At 67.1% G+C, this 16,452-nt stretch carries 4 protein-coding genes, 1 tRNA gene and 2 rRNA genes; 1 reads left to right on the top strand and 6 read right to left on the bottom strand.

Annotated elements, in window-relative coordinates; translation table 11 throughout:
- Window positions 1-111: 111 nt before the first annotated feature.
- From ACU6P3_RS25750 to ACU6P3_RS25740, 3 genes are all read right to left on the bottom strand, one after another.
- Window positions 112-2,970: a DNA translocase FtsK gene (locus ACU6P3_RS25750; RefSeq protein WP_447194300.1), complete on the bottom strand. Its 2,859-nt coding sequence runs from the start codon at window positions 2,968-2,970 to the stop codon at window positions 112-114.
- Between the two features lie 100 nt (window positions 2,971-3,070).
- Window positions 3,071-3,751 (bottom strand): response regulator, encoded by a 681-nt coding sequence (locus ACU6P3_RS25745; RefSeq protein ID WP_030745505.1) that lies wholly within the window; start codon window positions 3,749-3,751, stop codon window positions 3,071-3,073.
- Between the two features lie 277 nt (window positions 3,752-4,028).
- Complete coding sequence (locus ACU6P3_RS25740) at window positions 4,029-9,626, bottom strand: HAMP domain-containing protein (protein WP_447194299.1); 5,598 nt, start codon at window positions 9,624-9,626, stop codon at window positions 4,029-4,031.
- Between the two features lie 326 nt (window positions 9,627-9,952).
- Here ACU6P3_RS25740 and ACU6P3_RS25735 point away from each other — a divergent pair, with 326 nt between their 5' ends.
- Entirely contained in the window at window positions 9,953-12,607 is a 2,655-nt protein-coding gene (locus tag ACU6P3_RS25735; protein ID WP_447194298.1) for a SpoIIE family protein phosphatase, read from the top strand.
- A gap of 76 nt (window positions 12,608-12,683) precedes the next feature.
- On the opposite strand, the gene ACU6P3_RS25730 is transcribed toward ACU6P3_RS25735, so the two are convergent.
- From ACU6P3_RS25730 to ACU6P3_RS25720, 3 genes are all read right to left on the bottom strand, one after another.
- Window positions 12,684-12,756, bottom strand: a tRNA-Thr gene (locus ACU6P3_RS25730).
- A 157-nt stretch (window positions 12,757-12,913) separates the two neighbouring features.
- Window positions 12,914-13,030: ribosomal RNA gene (gene rrf, locus ACU6P3_RS25725) — 5S ribosomal RNA — on the bottom strand.
- A gap of 79 nt (window positions 13,031-13,109) precedes the next feature.
- A 23S ribosomal RNA gene (locus ACU6P3_RS25720) occupies window positions 13,110-16,233 on the bottom strand.
- Window positions 16,234-16,452 lie beyond the last annotated feature (219 nt).

Genomic DNA, 16,452 nt, shown 5'->3' with positions numbered 1-16,452 from the left:
GAAAACCCGTCCGTCACACAACTGTTGTGCGGCCGAAGGCCCGTCCGCCCGCCCCGGTGATCACCACCGCGCCCGGCCGCCCCACGACCGACCCCCACGACCGACCGACCCCTACGGCGCGGACTCCCCGCGGATCGTCGCGAGCACACCGTCGATCTCGTCCGCCTTCACCAGTACGTCGCGGGCTTTGGACCCCTCGCTGGGCCCGACGATGTTCCTCGACTCCATCAGGTCCATCAGCCGGCCGGCCTTGGCGAAGCCGACGCGCAGCTTGCGCTGGAGCATCGACGTCGAGCCGAACTGCGTGGAGACCACGAGCTCCGCGGCCTGGCAGAGCAGATCCAGATCGTCCCCGATGTCCTCGTCGATCTCCTTCTTCTTGGACGAACCGACCACGACGTCGTCGCGGAAGACGGGCGTCATCTGCTCCTTGCAGTGCCGTACGACGGCCGCGACCTCCTCCTCGGTGACGAAGGCGCCCTGCATCCGCGTCGGCTTGTTCGCGCCCATCGGCAGGAACAGCCCGTCGCCCTTGCCGATCAGCTTCTCCGCTCCCGGCTGGTCCAGGATGACCCGGCTGTCGGCCAGCGAGGAGGTCGCGAAGGCCAGCCGCGAGGGAACGTTCGCCTTGATCAGACCGGTGACGACGTCGACCGAGGGCCGCTGGGTGGCGAGCACCAGGTGGATGCCGGCGGCCCGCGCCAGCTGGGTGATCCGGACGATGGCGTCCTCGACGTCACGCGGCGCGACCATCATCAGGTCGGCCAGCTCGTCCACGATCACCAGCAGGTACGGGTACGGCGCGAGCTCGCGCTCGCTGCCCTCCGGCGCCGTGACCTTGCCCGCGCGGACCGCCTTGTTGAAGTCGTCGATGTGGCGGTAGCCGTACGCGGCGAGGTCGTCGTAGCGCAGGTCCATCTCCCGTACGACCCACTGCAGCGCCTCGGCGGCCCGCTTGGGGTTGGTGATGATCGGGGTGATCAGATGCGGGATGCCCTCGTACGCGGTCAGCTCGACCCGCTTGGGGTCGACCAGGACCATCCGCACGTCCTCCGGGGTCGCCCGCACCATGATCGAAGTGATCAGGCAGTTGATGCAGGAGGACTTGCCGGAGCCGGTCGCCCCCGCGACCAGCACGTGCGGCATGGTCGCGAGGTTGGCCATCACATAGCCGCCCTCGACGTCCTTGCCGAGCGCGACCAGCATCGGGTGGTCGTCCTCGGCCGCGTCGGCGAGCCGTAGCACGTCCCCGAGGTTCACCATCTCCCGGTCGGTGTTGGGAATCTCGATGCCGACGGCGGATTTGCCGGGGATCGGCGAGATGATCCGCACGTCGGGGCTGGCCACGGCGTAGGCGATGTTCTTGGTGAGCGCGGTGATGCGCTCGACCTTCACGGCCGGCCCGAGCTCGACCTCGTACCGGGTGACCGTGGGGCCCCGGGTGAAGCCGGTGACGGCCGCGTCGACCTTGAACTCGGTGAAGACCCGGCTGAGCGACTCGACGACGGCGTCGTTCGCGGCGCTGCGCGTCTTGCCGGGGCCGCCCCGCTCCAGCAGGTCCAGCGCGGGCAGCGCGTAGGTGATGTCACCCCGCAGCTGAAGCTGCTCGGCGCGCGGCGGCAGCGGCTTGTCCTCGCGCGGCGGCGGCTTGGTCAGGTCCGCCACGGCGCCCGGCCCCCCGGACTGCTTCCCGGCCTCGCGCGCGGACGGCACGGCCGCCGCCGAGCGCCCGCCCGAGGCCGCGCGGGACGGCTCCTCCGCCGCCGTACCGGACGACTCGCCCGGCCGGGGCCCCTCGGCTCCCGGCCGGGCCCCCTCCTGGCTCTCCCCGGGCGTGCGCCGACGGTCGGCGGAGACGCGCTGCGTCAGGTCCGCGACCAGTGGCGAGGGCGGCATCCCGTTGAGCACGGCACCGTCCAGGGCGGCCGCCGCGGCGGCGGCCACGTCGACGGCGTCCAGGGGCCGTTCCGCCGACGGCTGTACGGAGGACCGGCGCGGCCCGCGTCGCCGCGCGAGCGCCTGTGCCTCGGCGTCGTCCGGACCGTTCTCGCCCCGCCGCTCGCCCGGGCGCGCGGACGCACGGCGCTTCGCGGCGGGCAGCGCCTCGCGCCACTGCTCGTCGTAGCGTTCGTCGTCGTCACCGTAGGCGTCCTCGTGGGGACGGACGACGCCCAGCCTGATGCCGAGCAGCCGGAGCCGCTGCGGGATGGCGTTGACCGGGGTGGCGGTGACGACCAGCAGGCCGAAGACGGTGAGCAGCAGGAGCAGCGGCACGGCCAGTACGTCGCCCATGGTGAAGATCAACGGTTTCGACGCGGCCCAGCCGATGAGCCCGCCCGCGTCCCGCATCGCGGCGGCGCTCTCGCCGCGCCCCGGGGCGCCGCAGGCGATGTGCACCAGCCCCAGCACACCGACGACCAGGGCGGACAGTCCGATCACGATCCGCCCGTTGGCCTCGGGCTTCTCGGGATACCGGATCAGCCGTACGGCGATGACCCCCAGCAGTATCGGCACCAGGAGGTCGAGCCGGCCGAAGGCGCCGGTGACGAGCATCTCGATCAGGTCGCCGACCGGCCCCCGCAGATTCGACCAGGTGCCGGCCGCGACGACGAGGGCGAGGCCGAGCAGCAGGAGCGCCAGGCCGTCCTTGCGGTGCGCCGGGTCGAGTCCCTTGGCTCCGCGCCCTATGCCCCGGAGCATCGCGCCCACGCCGTGCGCCACGCCCAGCCAGAGGGCCCGTACGAGCCGGTACACGCCTCCCGTGGGAGAGGGAGCGGGTTTCGGCGCCGGCTTGGGCGCCGCCTTCTTGGCGGGTGCCTTTTTCGCCGGGGCCCTCTTCGCGGGCGCGGGTTTCTTGGCCGCCGCCTTCTTGGCGGGTGCCGCCTTGGCGGCGCCGGTCGTACGGCCGGCCCGCGGCTTCGCGGTGCCCGCCGTGCCCTGGGAACCCTTGCCGGACGTACGTGAGGCCATGGGGGTGAGGTTACCGGTGTGAACGGCCGCGGACACGTGTGCCCACCGCTTCACCCGTCCGTGTCGTCACCTGGCCCGCCGTCACACCGCCCCGGCGCCGTCAGTTCTGCGAGGGGAAGGCCGCGGCGCCGCCCGCGCCCGGTTCCAGGGCGTCGAGCGCCCGCCGCAGCCCGGTGAGTTTGCGCTCCAGGTGTGCGGCGGTGGCCACGGCGGACGCGTCCGCCGAGTCGTCGTCCAACTGTTTGGACAGCGCTTCGGCCTGTTCCTCAACTGCCGCGAGCCGCGCCGACAGTTCGGCCAGCAGGCCCGCGGGCTCCTTGGTCCGGTCCGCCCCCGCCTCGTCGGCGCCGGCCAGCTGGAGTCTGAGCAGCTCGGCCTGCTCCTTCAGCTGGCAGTTCTTCATGTAGAGGTCGACGAAGACCGACACCTTGGCACGCAGCACCCACGGGTCGAACGGCTTCGAGATGTAGTCCACCGCTCCCGCCGCGTACCCCCGGAAGGTGTGGTGCGGACCGTGGTTGATGGCGGTGAGGAAGATGATCGGGATGTCCCTGGTCCGCTCGCGCCGCTTGATGTGCGCGGCTGTCTCGAAACCGTCCATCCCCGGCATCTGGACATCCAGCAGAATGACCGCGAAATCGTCCGTCAGCAGCGCTTTGAGCGCTTCCTCCCCTGACGATGCCCGCACCAGCGTCTGATCGAGCGCGGAGAGGATCGCCTCCAGCGCCAGCAGATTCTCCGGCCGGTCATCGACCAGGAGGATCTTGGCCTTCTGCACCATGGCCGCCCGCCCTCCTCGCCCCGGCATGGGGTGTCCCCCGTGCTTGTGCCCCGGTGATGCGCCGGGCAGCGCCCCGGGGGACGACTCCCTTGCGCCGTCAGTCCTTGTGCCGGTCATGGTAGCCGCACCCCGCCTGTCGCCACACCCTGTCACCGTGATGTCACTGCCCCCGAACCGGAAACGTGGCAGGAGACCGGAAGGTTCCCCGATTTTCGCCGTCTCACACGCCTCTGGCCATAGTCAGTCGGCACGTCGCGGTGATTCGAGCAACAGTCGATCACTTGCCATGCATCCACTGCTCCATTACTGACAGCAAGTGATCGGGATCAACAGGCTTCGTGACATAGTCGGAAGCCCCGGACTCGATGGCCTTCTCCCGGTCGCCCTTCATCGCCTTGGCGGTGAGCGCGACGATGGGCAGACCGGCGAACTGCGGCATCCTGCGGATCGCCGTCGTCGTGGCGTAACCGTCCATCTCCGGCATCATGATGTCCATCAGAACGACCGTCACATCGTCGTGTTGCTCCAGGACTTCGATGCCTTCACGGCCGTTCTCCGCGTACAGCACCGTCAGACCGTGCTGCTCCAGCACGCTGGTGAGCGCGAACACATTGCGGATGTCGTCGTCCACGATCAGCACTTTTTCGCCGTTGAACACGAACGTGCGTGAGGGCCCCGACGCTTCCTGCTCCCCCTGGGCGGCCGTTCCCTCAGCCCAGGAGTCCGGCACGCCCGCCGGGCCGGCCGCGGAGGCCGGGACCGAGGGCCGCGCCGCCCCGCCCGGTGCACCGCTCGCGCGCGGCAGCGCGCCCTGCGGTGCCGCGGCCGGGCCCTGCCCCTGCCCCTGCCCCTGTCCGTTCGCCTCGGTCTCCCGCTCCCCGGCGCCCGCGCTCCTGCGCCGGCGCCGGAACAGGGCGGGCGCCACCGGCGCTTCGGCCGACCCCTGCGCGCCCGGCGCGGACAGCTCCGCCGTACCCGCGCCGCTCGTGGCCTCGTCCGTGACCCGCACCAGCGGCTGCATACCGGCCGGCGTCAGCTGCGGATAGCCCTGCGGCGGCAGCTCGCTCGGCTGCAACGGCAGGAAGAGCGTGAACGTCGAACCGCGTCCCGGCTCGCTCGCCGCGTGGATCTCACCGCCCAGCAACCGCGCGATCTCCCTGCTGATGGACAGCCCGAGCCCCGTACCGCCGTACTTCCGGCTGGTCGTGCCGTCCGCCTGCTTGAACGCTTCGAAGATGACCCGCATCTTGCTCGCCGCGATGCCGATCCCGGTGTCGGTGACCGAGAAGGCGATCAGCTCGCCGTCCGGGTCCCGCAGCGAACCGGCCTCCAGCAACTGCTCCCGGATGGCGTCCGGCACGTCCATGCCCGCCGGCCGGATCACCAGCTCCACCGCGCCGCTGTCGGTGAACTTCACCGCGTTCGACAACAGGTTGCGCAGCACCTGCAACAGCCGCTGCTCGTCGGTGTGCAGCGTGGCGGGCAGCTCCGGCGACACCCGTACGGAGAAGTCGAGCCCCTTCTCCGCCGTCAGCGGCCGGAACGTCGCCTCCACGTAGTCCACCAGCTGCACCAGGGCGATCCGGGTCGGACTGACGTCCATCTTCCCGGCCTCCACCTTCGACAGGTCGAGGATGTCGTTGATCAGCTGGAGCAGATCCGTGCCCGCGCCGTGGATGGTCTCGGCGAACTCCACCTGCTTCGGGGAGAGGTTGGACTCGGCGTTGTCCGCCAGCAGCTTGGCCAGGATCAGCAGCGAGTTCAGCGGCGTCCGCAGTTCGTGCGACATGTTCGCCAGGAACTCGGACTTGTAGCGCATCGAGACCGCGAGCTGCTCGGCCCGCTCCTCCAGCACCTGCCGGGCCTCTTCGATCTCGGTGTTCTTCACCTCGATGTCGCGGTTCTGGCGCGCGAGCAGTTCCGCCTTGTCCTCCAGCTCCTCGTTGGACTCCTGGAGGGCCTTCTGCCGGTTCTCCAGCTCCGCCGAACGCTCCCGCAGCTGCTCGGTCAGCTCCTGCGACTGCTTCAGCAGCACCTCCGTCTTGGAGTTCACGCTGATGGTGTTGACGCTCGTCGCGATCATCTCGGCGATCTGGTTGAGGAAGTCCCGCTGGATGTGGGTGAAGGGCTGGAACGACGCCAGCTCGATCACCCCGAGGACCTTCCCCTCGAAGAGCACCGGCAGCACGATCACATGTGCGGGTGCTGCCTCCCCGAGACCGGACGAGATCTTCAGGTACCCCGGCGGCACATTCACCTGGATGGTGCGCTTCTCCTCGGCGGCCGTGCCGATGAGCGTCTCCCCGGGCCGGAAGGACGTCGGCATCGCGCCGGCCGAGTAGCCGTAACTGCCCCGCATGCGCAGCTCGTACGAGGCGTCCTTGCCGCCGTCCGTACCGACCTGCGGATCCGATCCGGTCTGCATCGCGAGGAAGAACGCGCCGTGCTGGGCCGAGACCACCGGGGTCAGCTCGCTCATGATGAGCGAGGCCACGTCGTCGAGGTCGCGGCGGCCCTGCATCAGACCGGAGATACGGGCCAGGTTGCCCTTGAGCCAGTCCTGCTCCTCGTTGGCGAGGGTGGTGTCCCGGAGATTGGCGATCATCGTGTTGATGTTGTCCTGAAGAACCTGGATCTCACCGCGCGCGTCGACGTCGATCTTGAGGTTGAGATCGCCACGCGTCACCGCGGTGGCCACCGCGGCGATGGCCCGCACCTGACGGGTCAGGTTGCCGGCCATCTCGTTCACCGACTCGGTGAGGTCGCGCCAGGTGCCGTCCACGTCCCGGACCCGCGCCTGACCGCCCAGTTGGCCGTCCGTACCCACCTCGCGGGCCACCCGGGTCACCTCCTCGGCGAAGGAGGAGAGCTGGTCGACCATCGTGTTGATCGTGTTCTTCAGCTCCTGGATCTCACCGCGCGCGTCGATGTCGATCTTCCTGGTGAGGTCGCCCTTGGCGATGGCGGTGGTCACGGTCGCGATCTGGCGCACCTGTCCGGTCAGGTTGGACGCCATCGAGTTCACGGACTCGGTGAGGTCCTTCCAGGTGCCCGAGACGCCCGGCACCCGGGCCTGCCCGCCCAGTTCGCCCTCGGTGCCCACCTCGCGCGCCACCCGGGTGACCTCGTCCGCGAACGAGGACAGCGTCGTCACCATCGTGTTGACGGTGTCGGCCAGCTCGGCGACCTCGCCGCGCGCCTCCACCGTCACCTTCTTGGTCAGATCGCCGTTGGCGACCGCCGCCGAGACCCGGGAGATGTTGCGCACCTGGCTCGTCAGGTTGTTGGCCATGGTGTTGACGTTGTCGCTGAGGTCCTTCCAGATGCCGGTGACCCCGCGGACGCGGGCCTGGCCCCCCAGGATGCCCTCCGTACCCACCTCACGGGCGACCCGGGTGACCTCGTCCGCGAAGTTCAGCAGCTGGTCGACCATGGTGTTGACGGTCGTGACCAGATCGAGGATCTCGCCGCGCGCGTCGACCGTGATCTTCTTCGACAGATCGCCCTTGGCGACCGCCGTGGTGACCTCGGCGATGTTCCGGACCTGCGAAGTCAGGTTGTTCGCCATGAAGTTGACGGACTGGGTGAGGTCCTTCCACGTGCCGGACACGCCCTGGACCTCTGCCTGGCCGCCGAGGATCCCTTCGGTGCCCACCTCGCGCGCCACCCGGGTCACCTGCTCGGCGAAGTTCGACAGCTGGTCCACCATCGTGTTGAGGGTGTTCTTCAGCTCCAGGATCTCGCCCCGGGCATCCACGTCGATCTTCTGCGACAGGTCGCCGCGCGCCACCGCCGTGGCGACACCCGCGATGTTGCGGACCTGCGCGGTCAGGTTGGACGCCATGCCGTTCACGGAGTCCGTCAGATCGCGCCAGACGCCGGCGACACCCGGCACCTGCGCCTGCCCGCCGAGCCGCCCGTCCGTACCCACCTCGCGGGCCACCCGGGTCACCTGGTCGGCGAACGCGGAGAGCTGGTCGACCATCGTGTTGATGGTGTTCTTCAGCTCCAGGATCTCGCCCCGCGCGTCCACGTCGATCTTCTGGGAGAGATCGCCCCGGGCCACCGCCGTGGTCACCTGGGCGATCTGGCGCACCTGCGAGGTCAGGTTCCCGGCCATCGAGTTGACGGAGTCGGTCAGCTCCTTCCACGTACCGCTGACGCCGTCCACCCGCGCCTGGCCGCCGAGCCGCCCCTCCGTGCCCACTTCCCGCGCCATCCGCGTCACCTGGTCCGCGAACGACGACAGCTGCGCCACCATGGTGTTGACGGTGTTCTTGAGCTCCAGCATCTCGCCCGCGACATCGACCGTGACCTTCTGGGTCAGATCGCCGTTGGCGACCGCGGTCGTCACCTGCGCGATGTCCCTCACCTGACCGGTGAGATTACGGAACGCCGTATTGACGGAGTCCGTGAGGTCCTTCCACGTACCGGCGGCGCCGGGCACCTCCGCCTGACCGCCCAGCCGGCCCTCGACGCCGACCTCCCGGGCCACCCGGGTCACCTCGGCTCCGAAGGACTGGAGTTGAGCCACCATCGTGTTGACGGTGTTCTTGAGCTCCAGCATCTCGCCCGCGACATCGACCGTCACCTGCTGCGAGAGGTCACCGTTGGCGACCGCGGTCGTCACCTGCGCGATGTCCCTCACCTGACCGGTGAGATTACGGAACGCCGTATTGACGGAATCGGTGAGGTCCTTCCACGTACCGGCCGCCCCCGGCACCTGCGCCTGACCGCCCAGCCGGCCCTCGGCACCGACCTCACTCGCCACCCGCGTCACTTCGTCCGCGAACGTCCGCAGGGTCTCGGTCATCTGGTTGATCGTCTCGGCGAGCTGGGCCACCTCGCCGCGCGCGCTCACCGTGACCTTCTGCGAGAGGTCTCCATTGGCGACGGCCGTCGTGACCTCGGCGATGCCCCGCACCTGGCTGGTCAGGTTGCCCGCCATCGTGTTCACCGAATCGGTGAGGTCCTTCCACACACCGGCCACGCCCGGCACGGTCGCCTGGCCGCCCAGCTCGCCCTCCGTACCGACCTCCCGGGCCACCCGGGTCACCTCGGAGGAGAACGACGAGAGCTGGTCCACCATCGTGTTCACGGTGTTCTTCAGCTGGAGCATCTCACCGGCCACATGGACGGTGACCTTCCGTGACAGATCGCCCTTGGCGACGGCCGTCGTGACGAGCGCGATGTCCCGCACCTGCGCGGTCAGCCGGTACGCCATCGTGTTGACGGAGTCCGTGAGGTCCTTCCACGAACCGGACATCCCGCGCACCTTGGCCTGGCCGCCCAGCTTGCCCTCGGTGCCGACCTCCAGCGCCACCCGGGTCACCTCGTCGGTGAACGCCGACAGCTGGTCGACCAGGTTGTTGACCGTACGGGCCACCTTCAGGAACTCGCCCCGCAGCGGCCGCTCGGCGCCCTCCTCCGCGTGCGAACGCAACTCCATGCGCTGCTCCAGATCACCCTCCGCCACGGCGGAGAGCACCCGGCCCACCTCGGAGACCGGCCGTGCCAGATCGTCCACCAGCGCGTTCGACGCGTCGATGGCGGCGGACCAGGACCCTTCACAGACACCGGTCTCCAGCCGCTCGGTGAGTTTCCCCTCCCGTCCGACCATGCGCCGGACACGGGCCAGCTCACCCGTCAGGTGCAGGTTGCGGTCGGCGACCTCGTTGAAGACCGCGGCGATCTCCGCCATCACGTCATCGCCGGAGACGGTCAGACGCCTGCGGAAGTTGCCGTCCCGCATCGCCACCAGAGCGGACAGCAGTCTGTTCAGCTCTGCCGAGTCCACCTCGGTCGTCCCATTGTTCCGGGACCGTCCGCCTTTCGCGCGTGTGCTCGTGCCACGCGCCGGCGTGCCAGACTCCACCGTGTCCCTCCCGCAGGGTTTGAACGTACTGCCCGGGTCGTCTCCGAATGTCTGCCCAGTGTTTCACCATGCCCGAACCGGGCGATAACAGTTCGGCAGCTTCGCTCGGGTCCGGTCGGGGGTGTTCGTTCGCGAACCCGCGAAAGATCACCCCGCACGATCTAGCGTCCCCCCACCCGGAGGGCGGAAACAGTGGTGACCGGCATCCGCTCGGACAGCGAAGGTAAGTAACCTGGCATCCGGCTGTCCAACCGCCCCGGTCCGCCCGGCAGGGGCGGACCGGGCGAGGGTACTACCACCGGGCACCTGGAGGGGCGGGGCCGATCATGCCGGAGCCGGGCGTCACAACGCGTATGAGGAGTTCTGTGATCACCGCGCGGGCGGCTGCCAGCTTCGACCCCGTCGGGCGGTCCGTCGCGACTGCCCGCGCCTTCGTCCGGGACACCCTCCAGGGCTGGGGCTACTCGGACGTAGTGGACGACGCCACCGTCCTGACCAGCGAACTCGTGACCAATGCCGTCATCCACGCGGGCACCTCCGCCGATGTGCTCTGCCTCCGCACGGAGGACGGCGTACGGGTCGAAGTGGCCGACCGCTATCCCGAACGAGAGGTTCCCATCCAGGGCGCCGGCGCCTCGTTCGCGAGCCCGGACCGGGAGAACGGCCGGGGCCTGCTGCTGTGCGCGGCCCTCGCGTCCCGCTGGGGTGTCGAGTACACGCCGACCCACAAGAAGGTGTGGTTCCAGCTCGATCTGCCCGAACGCCCGGTCGGCACACGATCTGCCGGTCCCGTCCTGCCCGTCGGCCTGCTCCCCGTCGCCGACGAACGCGTCCGGGTGGCCGTCGTACAGATCGACCAGTCCGGAGCCATCACCGGCTGGAACGAGGACGCCGAGCACATTTTCGGATACGCGGACGAGCAGGTCATCGGCAAGCCGCTCACCGACATCACGGCGTGGCCGCACACCCCCGGCATCGGCACGGGTGTCGCCGAAGCCCTCCAGCTCTCCCGCTGGGAGGGCAGTTACGGCATCCGAGCGGCCGACGGCCGAGTCATCCCCGTGTACGCCTCCCACCTACGGGTCCGCGACACGCACGGCGAGCCCTCCACGGTCTGCCTCCTCGTGCGCGACTACGAACGCGCCGTCATCCAGACCCCGCTGCGCGCCCCCGCCACCGACGGCGGCTCCGAGAACCGTTCGGCCGATCCCTTCGAGGTCTTCATCGGCTCCCCCGCCCCCGACGACCTCGACGGCCTCCTCCAGCGCACCGTGGAGCGCGCCCGCGACATGCTCGACGGCGACTCCGCCTTCCTCCTGCTGGCCACGGACGACGAGACGGAGCTTGAGGTACGGGCCTCCACCGGCCTGCCCTCCGCCCGCCAGCGCTTCGCCCGGGTCCCCGTGGAGGCCGGCACGGGCCGCTACGGCTCGGCGCGCATGCCCGCGGTCCACGAGGACCTGACGGCCGTTCCGGGCGCTGTGCCGCTGCTGAACGGCACGGGCATGCGCTCCGTCGTGACCGTCCCCCTGAAGGTCGAGGGCAGACTCACCGGCTCCCTGGGCGTCGCCGCCGAAGGAGCGGGCCGCTACTCGAACGAGGAAGCGCTGCGCCTCCAGTTCGCGGCCGACCGCATCGCCCTGGCCGTCGAGTCGGCTCGCCTCGGCGAGCTGGAACGGCTCCGGCGCGGATCGCTCTCCTTCCTGGTCGAAGCCTCCGATCTGCTCGCCGGGACTCTGGACCGCGACCAGACGCTGGCCCTGATGGCGCAGATGACGGTCCCCACGCTGGCCACCTGGTGCGCCGTCTACACGATCGCGGACCAGTCCTCCGAGCCGTACCTCTCCTACGTCCTGCACGAGGACGAGGACCGCATCGACGGCCTCAAGGCCCTGCTCTCCAAGATCAGCCCACCGGACCCGGTCCCGACCCCCGGCGCCCGCGTCTGGGCCGCTCCCGCCGAGGCCGCCCACCGCGCGGCCCTGCGGACGTCCATGCGCGAACTGGGCGGCAGCTCCACCCCGGTGTCCTCCGGGATCGGTACGACCCTGGCGACGGCCGCGACGGTCGGCGGCGAGACCGTGGTGCTCCCGCTGGTGGCCCGCAACCGCGTGATCGGCATGCTGACGCTCGGCAAGCCGTCCGACGACCACTTCCGCCAGGAGATCCTGGAACTCGCCGACGACCTCTCCCGCCGGGCGGCACTGGCCCTGGACAACGCCCGCCTGTACTCGGAGCGTACGGCCATCAGCCAGGCCCTCCAGCGCAACCTGCTGCCCCCGGGGCTCCCTCAGGTACCGGGCGTGGAGGTCGAGGTCATCTACCGCGCGGCGGGCGAGGGCAATGAGGTCGGCGGCGACTTCTACGACGTCTTCCCCATCCGCGACGGCGCCTACGGCTTCGCCATCGGCGATGTCTGCGGCACGGGCCCGGAGGCCGCCGCCGTCACCGGCCTGGCCCGGCACGCGCTGCGTCTGCTGGCTCGCGAGGGATTCGGCGGCCCGGCCGTCCTCGAACGCCTCAACGCCGCGATTCTCGACGAGGGGGCACGCAGCCGCTTCCTCACGCTTCTTTATGGCGAGTTGTGGCCACAGGAAGGCGGCGGCGCACTCCTGAAAGTCGTGTGCGCCGGCCATCCGCTGCCACTGCGCCTGCGCCAGGACGGCACGGTGGAGCCGGCCGCCGAACCCCAGCCGCTGCTGGGCGTCCTCGAAGACCTGGAGCTGTACGAGCAGACGATCACCCTGGACCCGGGCGACGTCCTGCTCTGCGTCACGGACGGCGTCACGGAACGCCGCGAGGGCACGCGCATGCTGGGCGACGACGGCCTGACGGATGTTCTGACGACCTGTACGGGCCTCACGGCCGGAGCGGTCGCGGCCCGGATCCTGCGCGCCGTGGAGCGCTTCGCGGCGGAACCGGCCTCGGATGACATGGCCATCCTCGCGATGCGCGTCCCGGAGCCGCACCACGCCGGCTGAGGCCCCGCACGCACGCCGCCGCACATGAGAAGAAGGCTCCCGCCGGATCGGCGGGAGCCTTCTTCTTTTTCTTCCGAGCCCCAATACGGAATCGAACCGTAGACCTTCTCCTTACCATGGAGACGCTCTGCCGACTGAGCTATTGGGGCGAGCAACGGGATAAAGCCTACCCGATGACCGGGGGTGCTCGAAACCATCCGAACCGTCCGGCCCAGCAGGAGTATCCGGCCGACCCCACATGAACGCAGGTATGCCCCGCACCGAAGAAACCTGGTTCCTTCAACACGGGGCATACCCACAACAATTGTTCGGCGGCGTCCTACTCTCCCACAGGGTCCCCCCTGCAGTACCATCGGCGCTGAAAGGCTTAGCTTCCGGGTTCGGAATGTAACCGGGCGTTTCCCTCACGCAATAACCACCGAAACACTATGAAGATAACAACCACCGGAAAACAACACGGCCGTTCGTTACTTCAGAACTAACACAGTGGACGCGAGCAACTGAGGACAAGCCCTCGGCCTATTAGTACCGGTCAACTCCACCAGTCACCTGGCTTCCATATCCGGCCTATCAACCCAGTCGTCTACTGGGAGCCTTACCCCCTCAAGGAGGTGGGAGTCCTCATCTCGAAGCAGGCTTCCCGCTTAGATGCTTTCAGCGGTTATCCCTCCCGAACGTAGCCAACCAGCCATGCCCTTGGCAGAACAACTGGCACACCAGAGGTTCGTCCGTCCCGGTCCTCTCGTACTAGGGACAGCCCTTCTCAAGACTCCTACGCGCACAGCGGATAGGGACCGAACTGTCTCACGACGTTCTAAACCCAGCTCGCGTACCGCTTTAATGGGCGAACAGCCCAACCCTTGGGACCGACTCCAGCCCCAGGATGCGACGAGCCGACATCGAGGTGCCAAACCATCCCGTCGATATGGACTCTTGGGGAAGATCAGCCTGTTATCCCCGGGGTACCTTTTATCCGTTGAGCGACGGCGCTTCCACAAGCCACCGCCGGATCACTAGTCCCGACTTTCGTCCCTGCTCGACCCGTCAGTCTCACAGTCAAGCTCCCTTGTGCACTTACACTCAACACCTGATTACCAACCAGGCTGAGGGAACCTTTGGGCGCCTCCGTTACCCTTTAGGAGGCAACCGCCCCAGTTAAACTACCCATCAGACACTGTCCCTGATCCGGATCACGGACCCAGGTTAGACATCCAGCACGACCAGAGTGGTATTTCAACAACGACTCCACCCATACTGGCGTACGGGCTTCACAGTCTCCCACCTATCCTACACAAGCCGAACCGAACACCAATATCAAACTGTAGTAAAGGTCCCGGGGTCTTTCCGTCCTGCTGCGCGAAACGAGCATCTTTACTCGTACTGCAATTTCACCGGGCCTATGGTTGAGACAGCCGAGAAGTCGTTACGCCATTCGTGCAGGTCGGAACTTACCCGACAAGGAATTTCGCTACCTTAGGATGGTTATAGTTACCACCGCCGTTTACTGGCGCTTAAGTTCTCAGCTTCGCCAACCCGAAAGTCAGCTAACCGGTCCCCTTAACGTTCCAGCACCGGGCAGGCGTCAGTCCGTATACATCGCCTTACGGCTTCGCACGGACCTGTGTTTTTAGTAAACAGTCGCTTCTCGCTGGTCTCTGCGGCCACCCCAAGCTCACACCGTAAAGATGATCACCCAGAATGGCCCCCCTTCTCCCGAAGTTACGGGGGCATTTTGCCGAGTTCCTTAACCATAGTTCACCCGAACGCCTCGGTATTCTCTACCAGACCACCTGAGTCGGTTTCGGGTACGGGCCGCCATGAAACTCGCTAGAGGCTTTTCTCGACAGCATAGGATCATCCACTTCACCACAATCGGCTCGGCATCAGGTCTCAGACACAAGTTGCACGGATTTACCTGCACAACGTCCTACACCCTTACCCCGGGACAACCACCGCCCGGGCTGGACTACCTTCCTGCGTCACCCCATCACTTACCTACTACCACCTTGGTTCGACGGCTCCACCACTCCCCTCAACTCCGAAGAGATCAGGGCGGCTTCACGGCCTTAGCATTAATGGATTCGATACTGGGCGCTTCAAAGCGGGTACCGGAATATCAACCGGTTATCCATCGACTACGCCTGTCGGCCTCGCCTTAGGTCCCGACTTACCCTGGGCAGATCAGCTTGACCCAGGAACCCTTAGTCAATCGGCGCACACGTTTCCCACGTGTGAATCGCTACTCATGCCTGCATTCTCACTCGTGAACCATCCACCACTACCTTCCAGCATGGCTTCACCCGGCACACGACGCTCCCCTACCCATCACAACAGGCGTTAGCCCTCATGCTGCAATGACACGACTTCGGCGGTACGCTTGAGCCCCGCTACATTGTCGGCGCGGAATCACTTGACCAGTGAGCTATTACGCACTCTTTCAAGGATGGCTGCTTCTAAGCCAACCTCCTGGTTGTCTCTGCGACTCCACATCCTTTCCCACTTAGCGTACGCTTAGGGGCCTTAGTCGATGCTCTGGGCTGTTTCCCTCTCGACCATGGAGCTTATCCCCCACAGTCTCACTGCCGCGCTCTCACTTACCGGCATTCGGAGTTTGGCTAAGGTCAGTAACCCGGTAGGGCCCATCGCCTATCCAGTGCTCTACCTCCGGCAAGAAACACACGACGCTGCACCTAAATGCATTTCGGGGAGAACCAGCTATCACGGAGTTTGATTGGCCTTTCACCCCTAACCACAGGTCATCCCCCAGGTTTTCAACCCTGGTGGGTTCGGTCCTCCACGAAGTCTTACCTCCGCTTCAACCTGCCCATGGCTAGATCACTCCGCTTCGGGTCTTGAGCGCGCTACTAAAATCGCCCTATTCGGACTCGCTTTCGCTACGGCTCCCCCACACGGGTTAACCTCGCAACACACCGCAAACTCGCAGGCTCATTCTTCAAAAGGCACGCAGTCACGACGCACCAAGCAAGCTCGATGCGCGACGCTCCCACGGCTTGTAGGCACACGGTTTCAGGTACTATTTCACTCCGCTCCCGCGGTACTTTTCACCATTCCCTCACGGTACTATCCGCTATCGGTCACCAGGGAATATTTAGGCTTAGCGGGTGGTCCCGCCAGATTCACACAGGATTTCTCGGGCCCTATGCTACTTGGGAAACGCACAAGCAAGCCGTACAGATTTCAGCTACGGGGGTCTTACCCTCTACGCCGGGCCTTTCGCATGCCCTTCGCCTACCCATACGGTTTCTGACTCACCGACCGGCCGGCAGACCGATCAAGCACGCTCCCACAACCCCACATACGCAACCCCTGCCGGGTCTCACACGTATACGGTTTAGCCTCATCCAGTTTCGCTCGCCACTACTCCCGGAATCACGGTTGTTTTCTCTTCCTGAGGGTACTGAGATGTTTCACTTCCCCTCGTTCCCTCCACACTGCCTATGAGTTCAGCAGCGGGTGACAGCCCATGACGACTGCCGGGTTTCCCCATTCGGACACCCCCGGATCACAGCTCGGTTGACAGCTCCCCGGGGCCTATCGCGGCCTCCCACGTCCTTCATCGGTTCCTGGTGCCAAGGCATCCACCGTGCGCCCTTAAAAACTTGGCCACAGATGCTCGCGTCCACTGTGCAGTTCTCAAACAACGACCAGCCACCCGTCACACACCACCCACAAGCGATGCTTCACCGGGACCGGCAAACTGAAGGACAACCACAACGGCCGCACCCTCAGACACCCAACAGCGCGCCCGACACAACCAGCCACGATCCCCACGTTCCACGCCGAAGCAGTACTAGTGAACATCCCAACCGACCATGCCGAATAGT

It is taken from the genome of Streptomyces hebeiensis, assembly GCF_052983195.1.
Note: the sequence above shows the minus strand (reverse complement) of the source record. Positions and strands in the feature narration are given on the sequence as shown.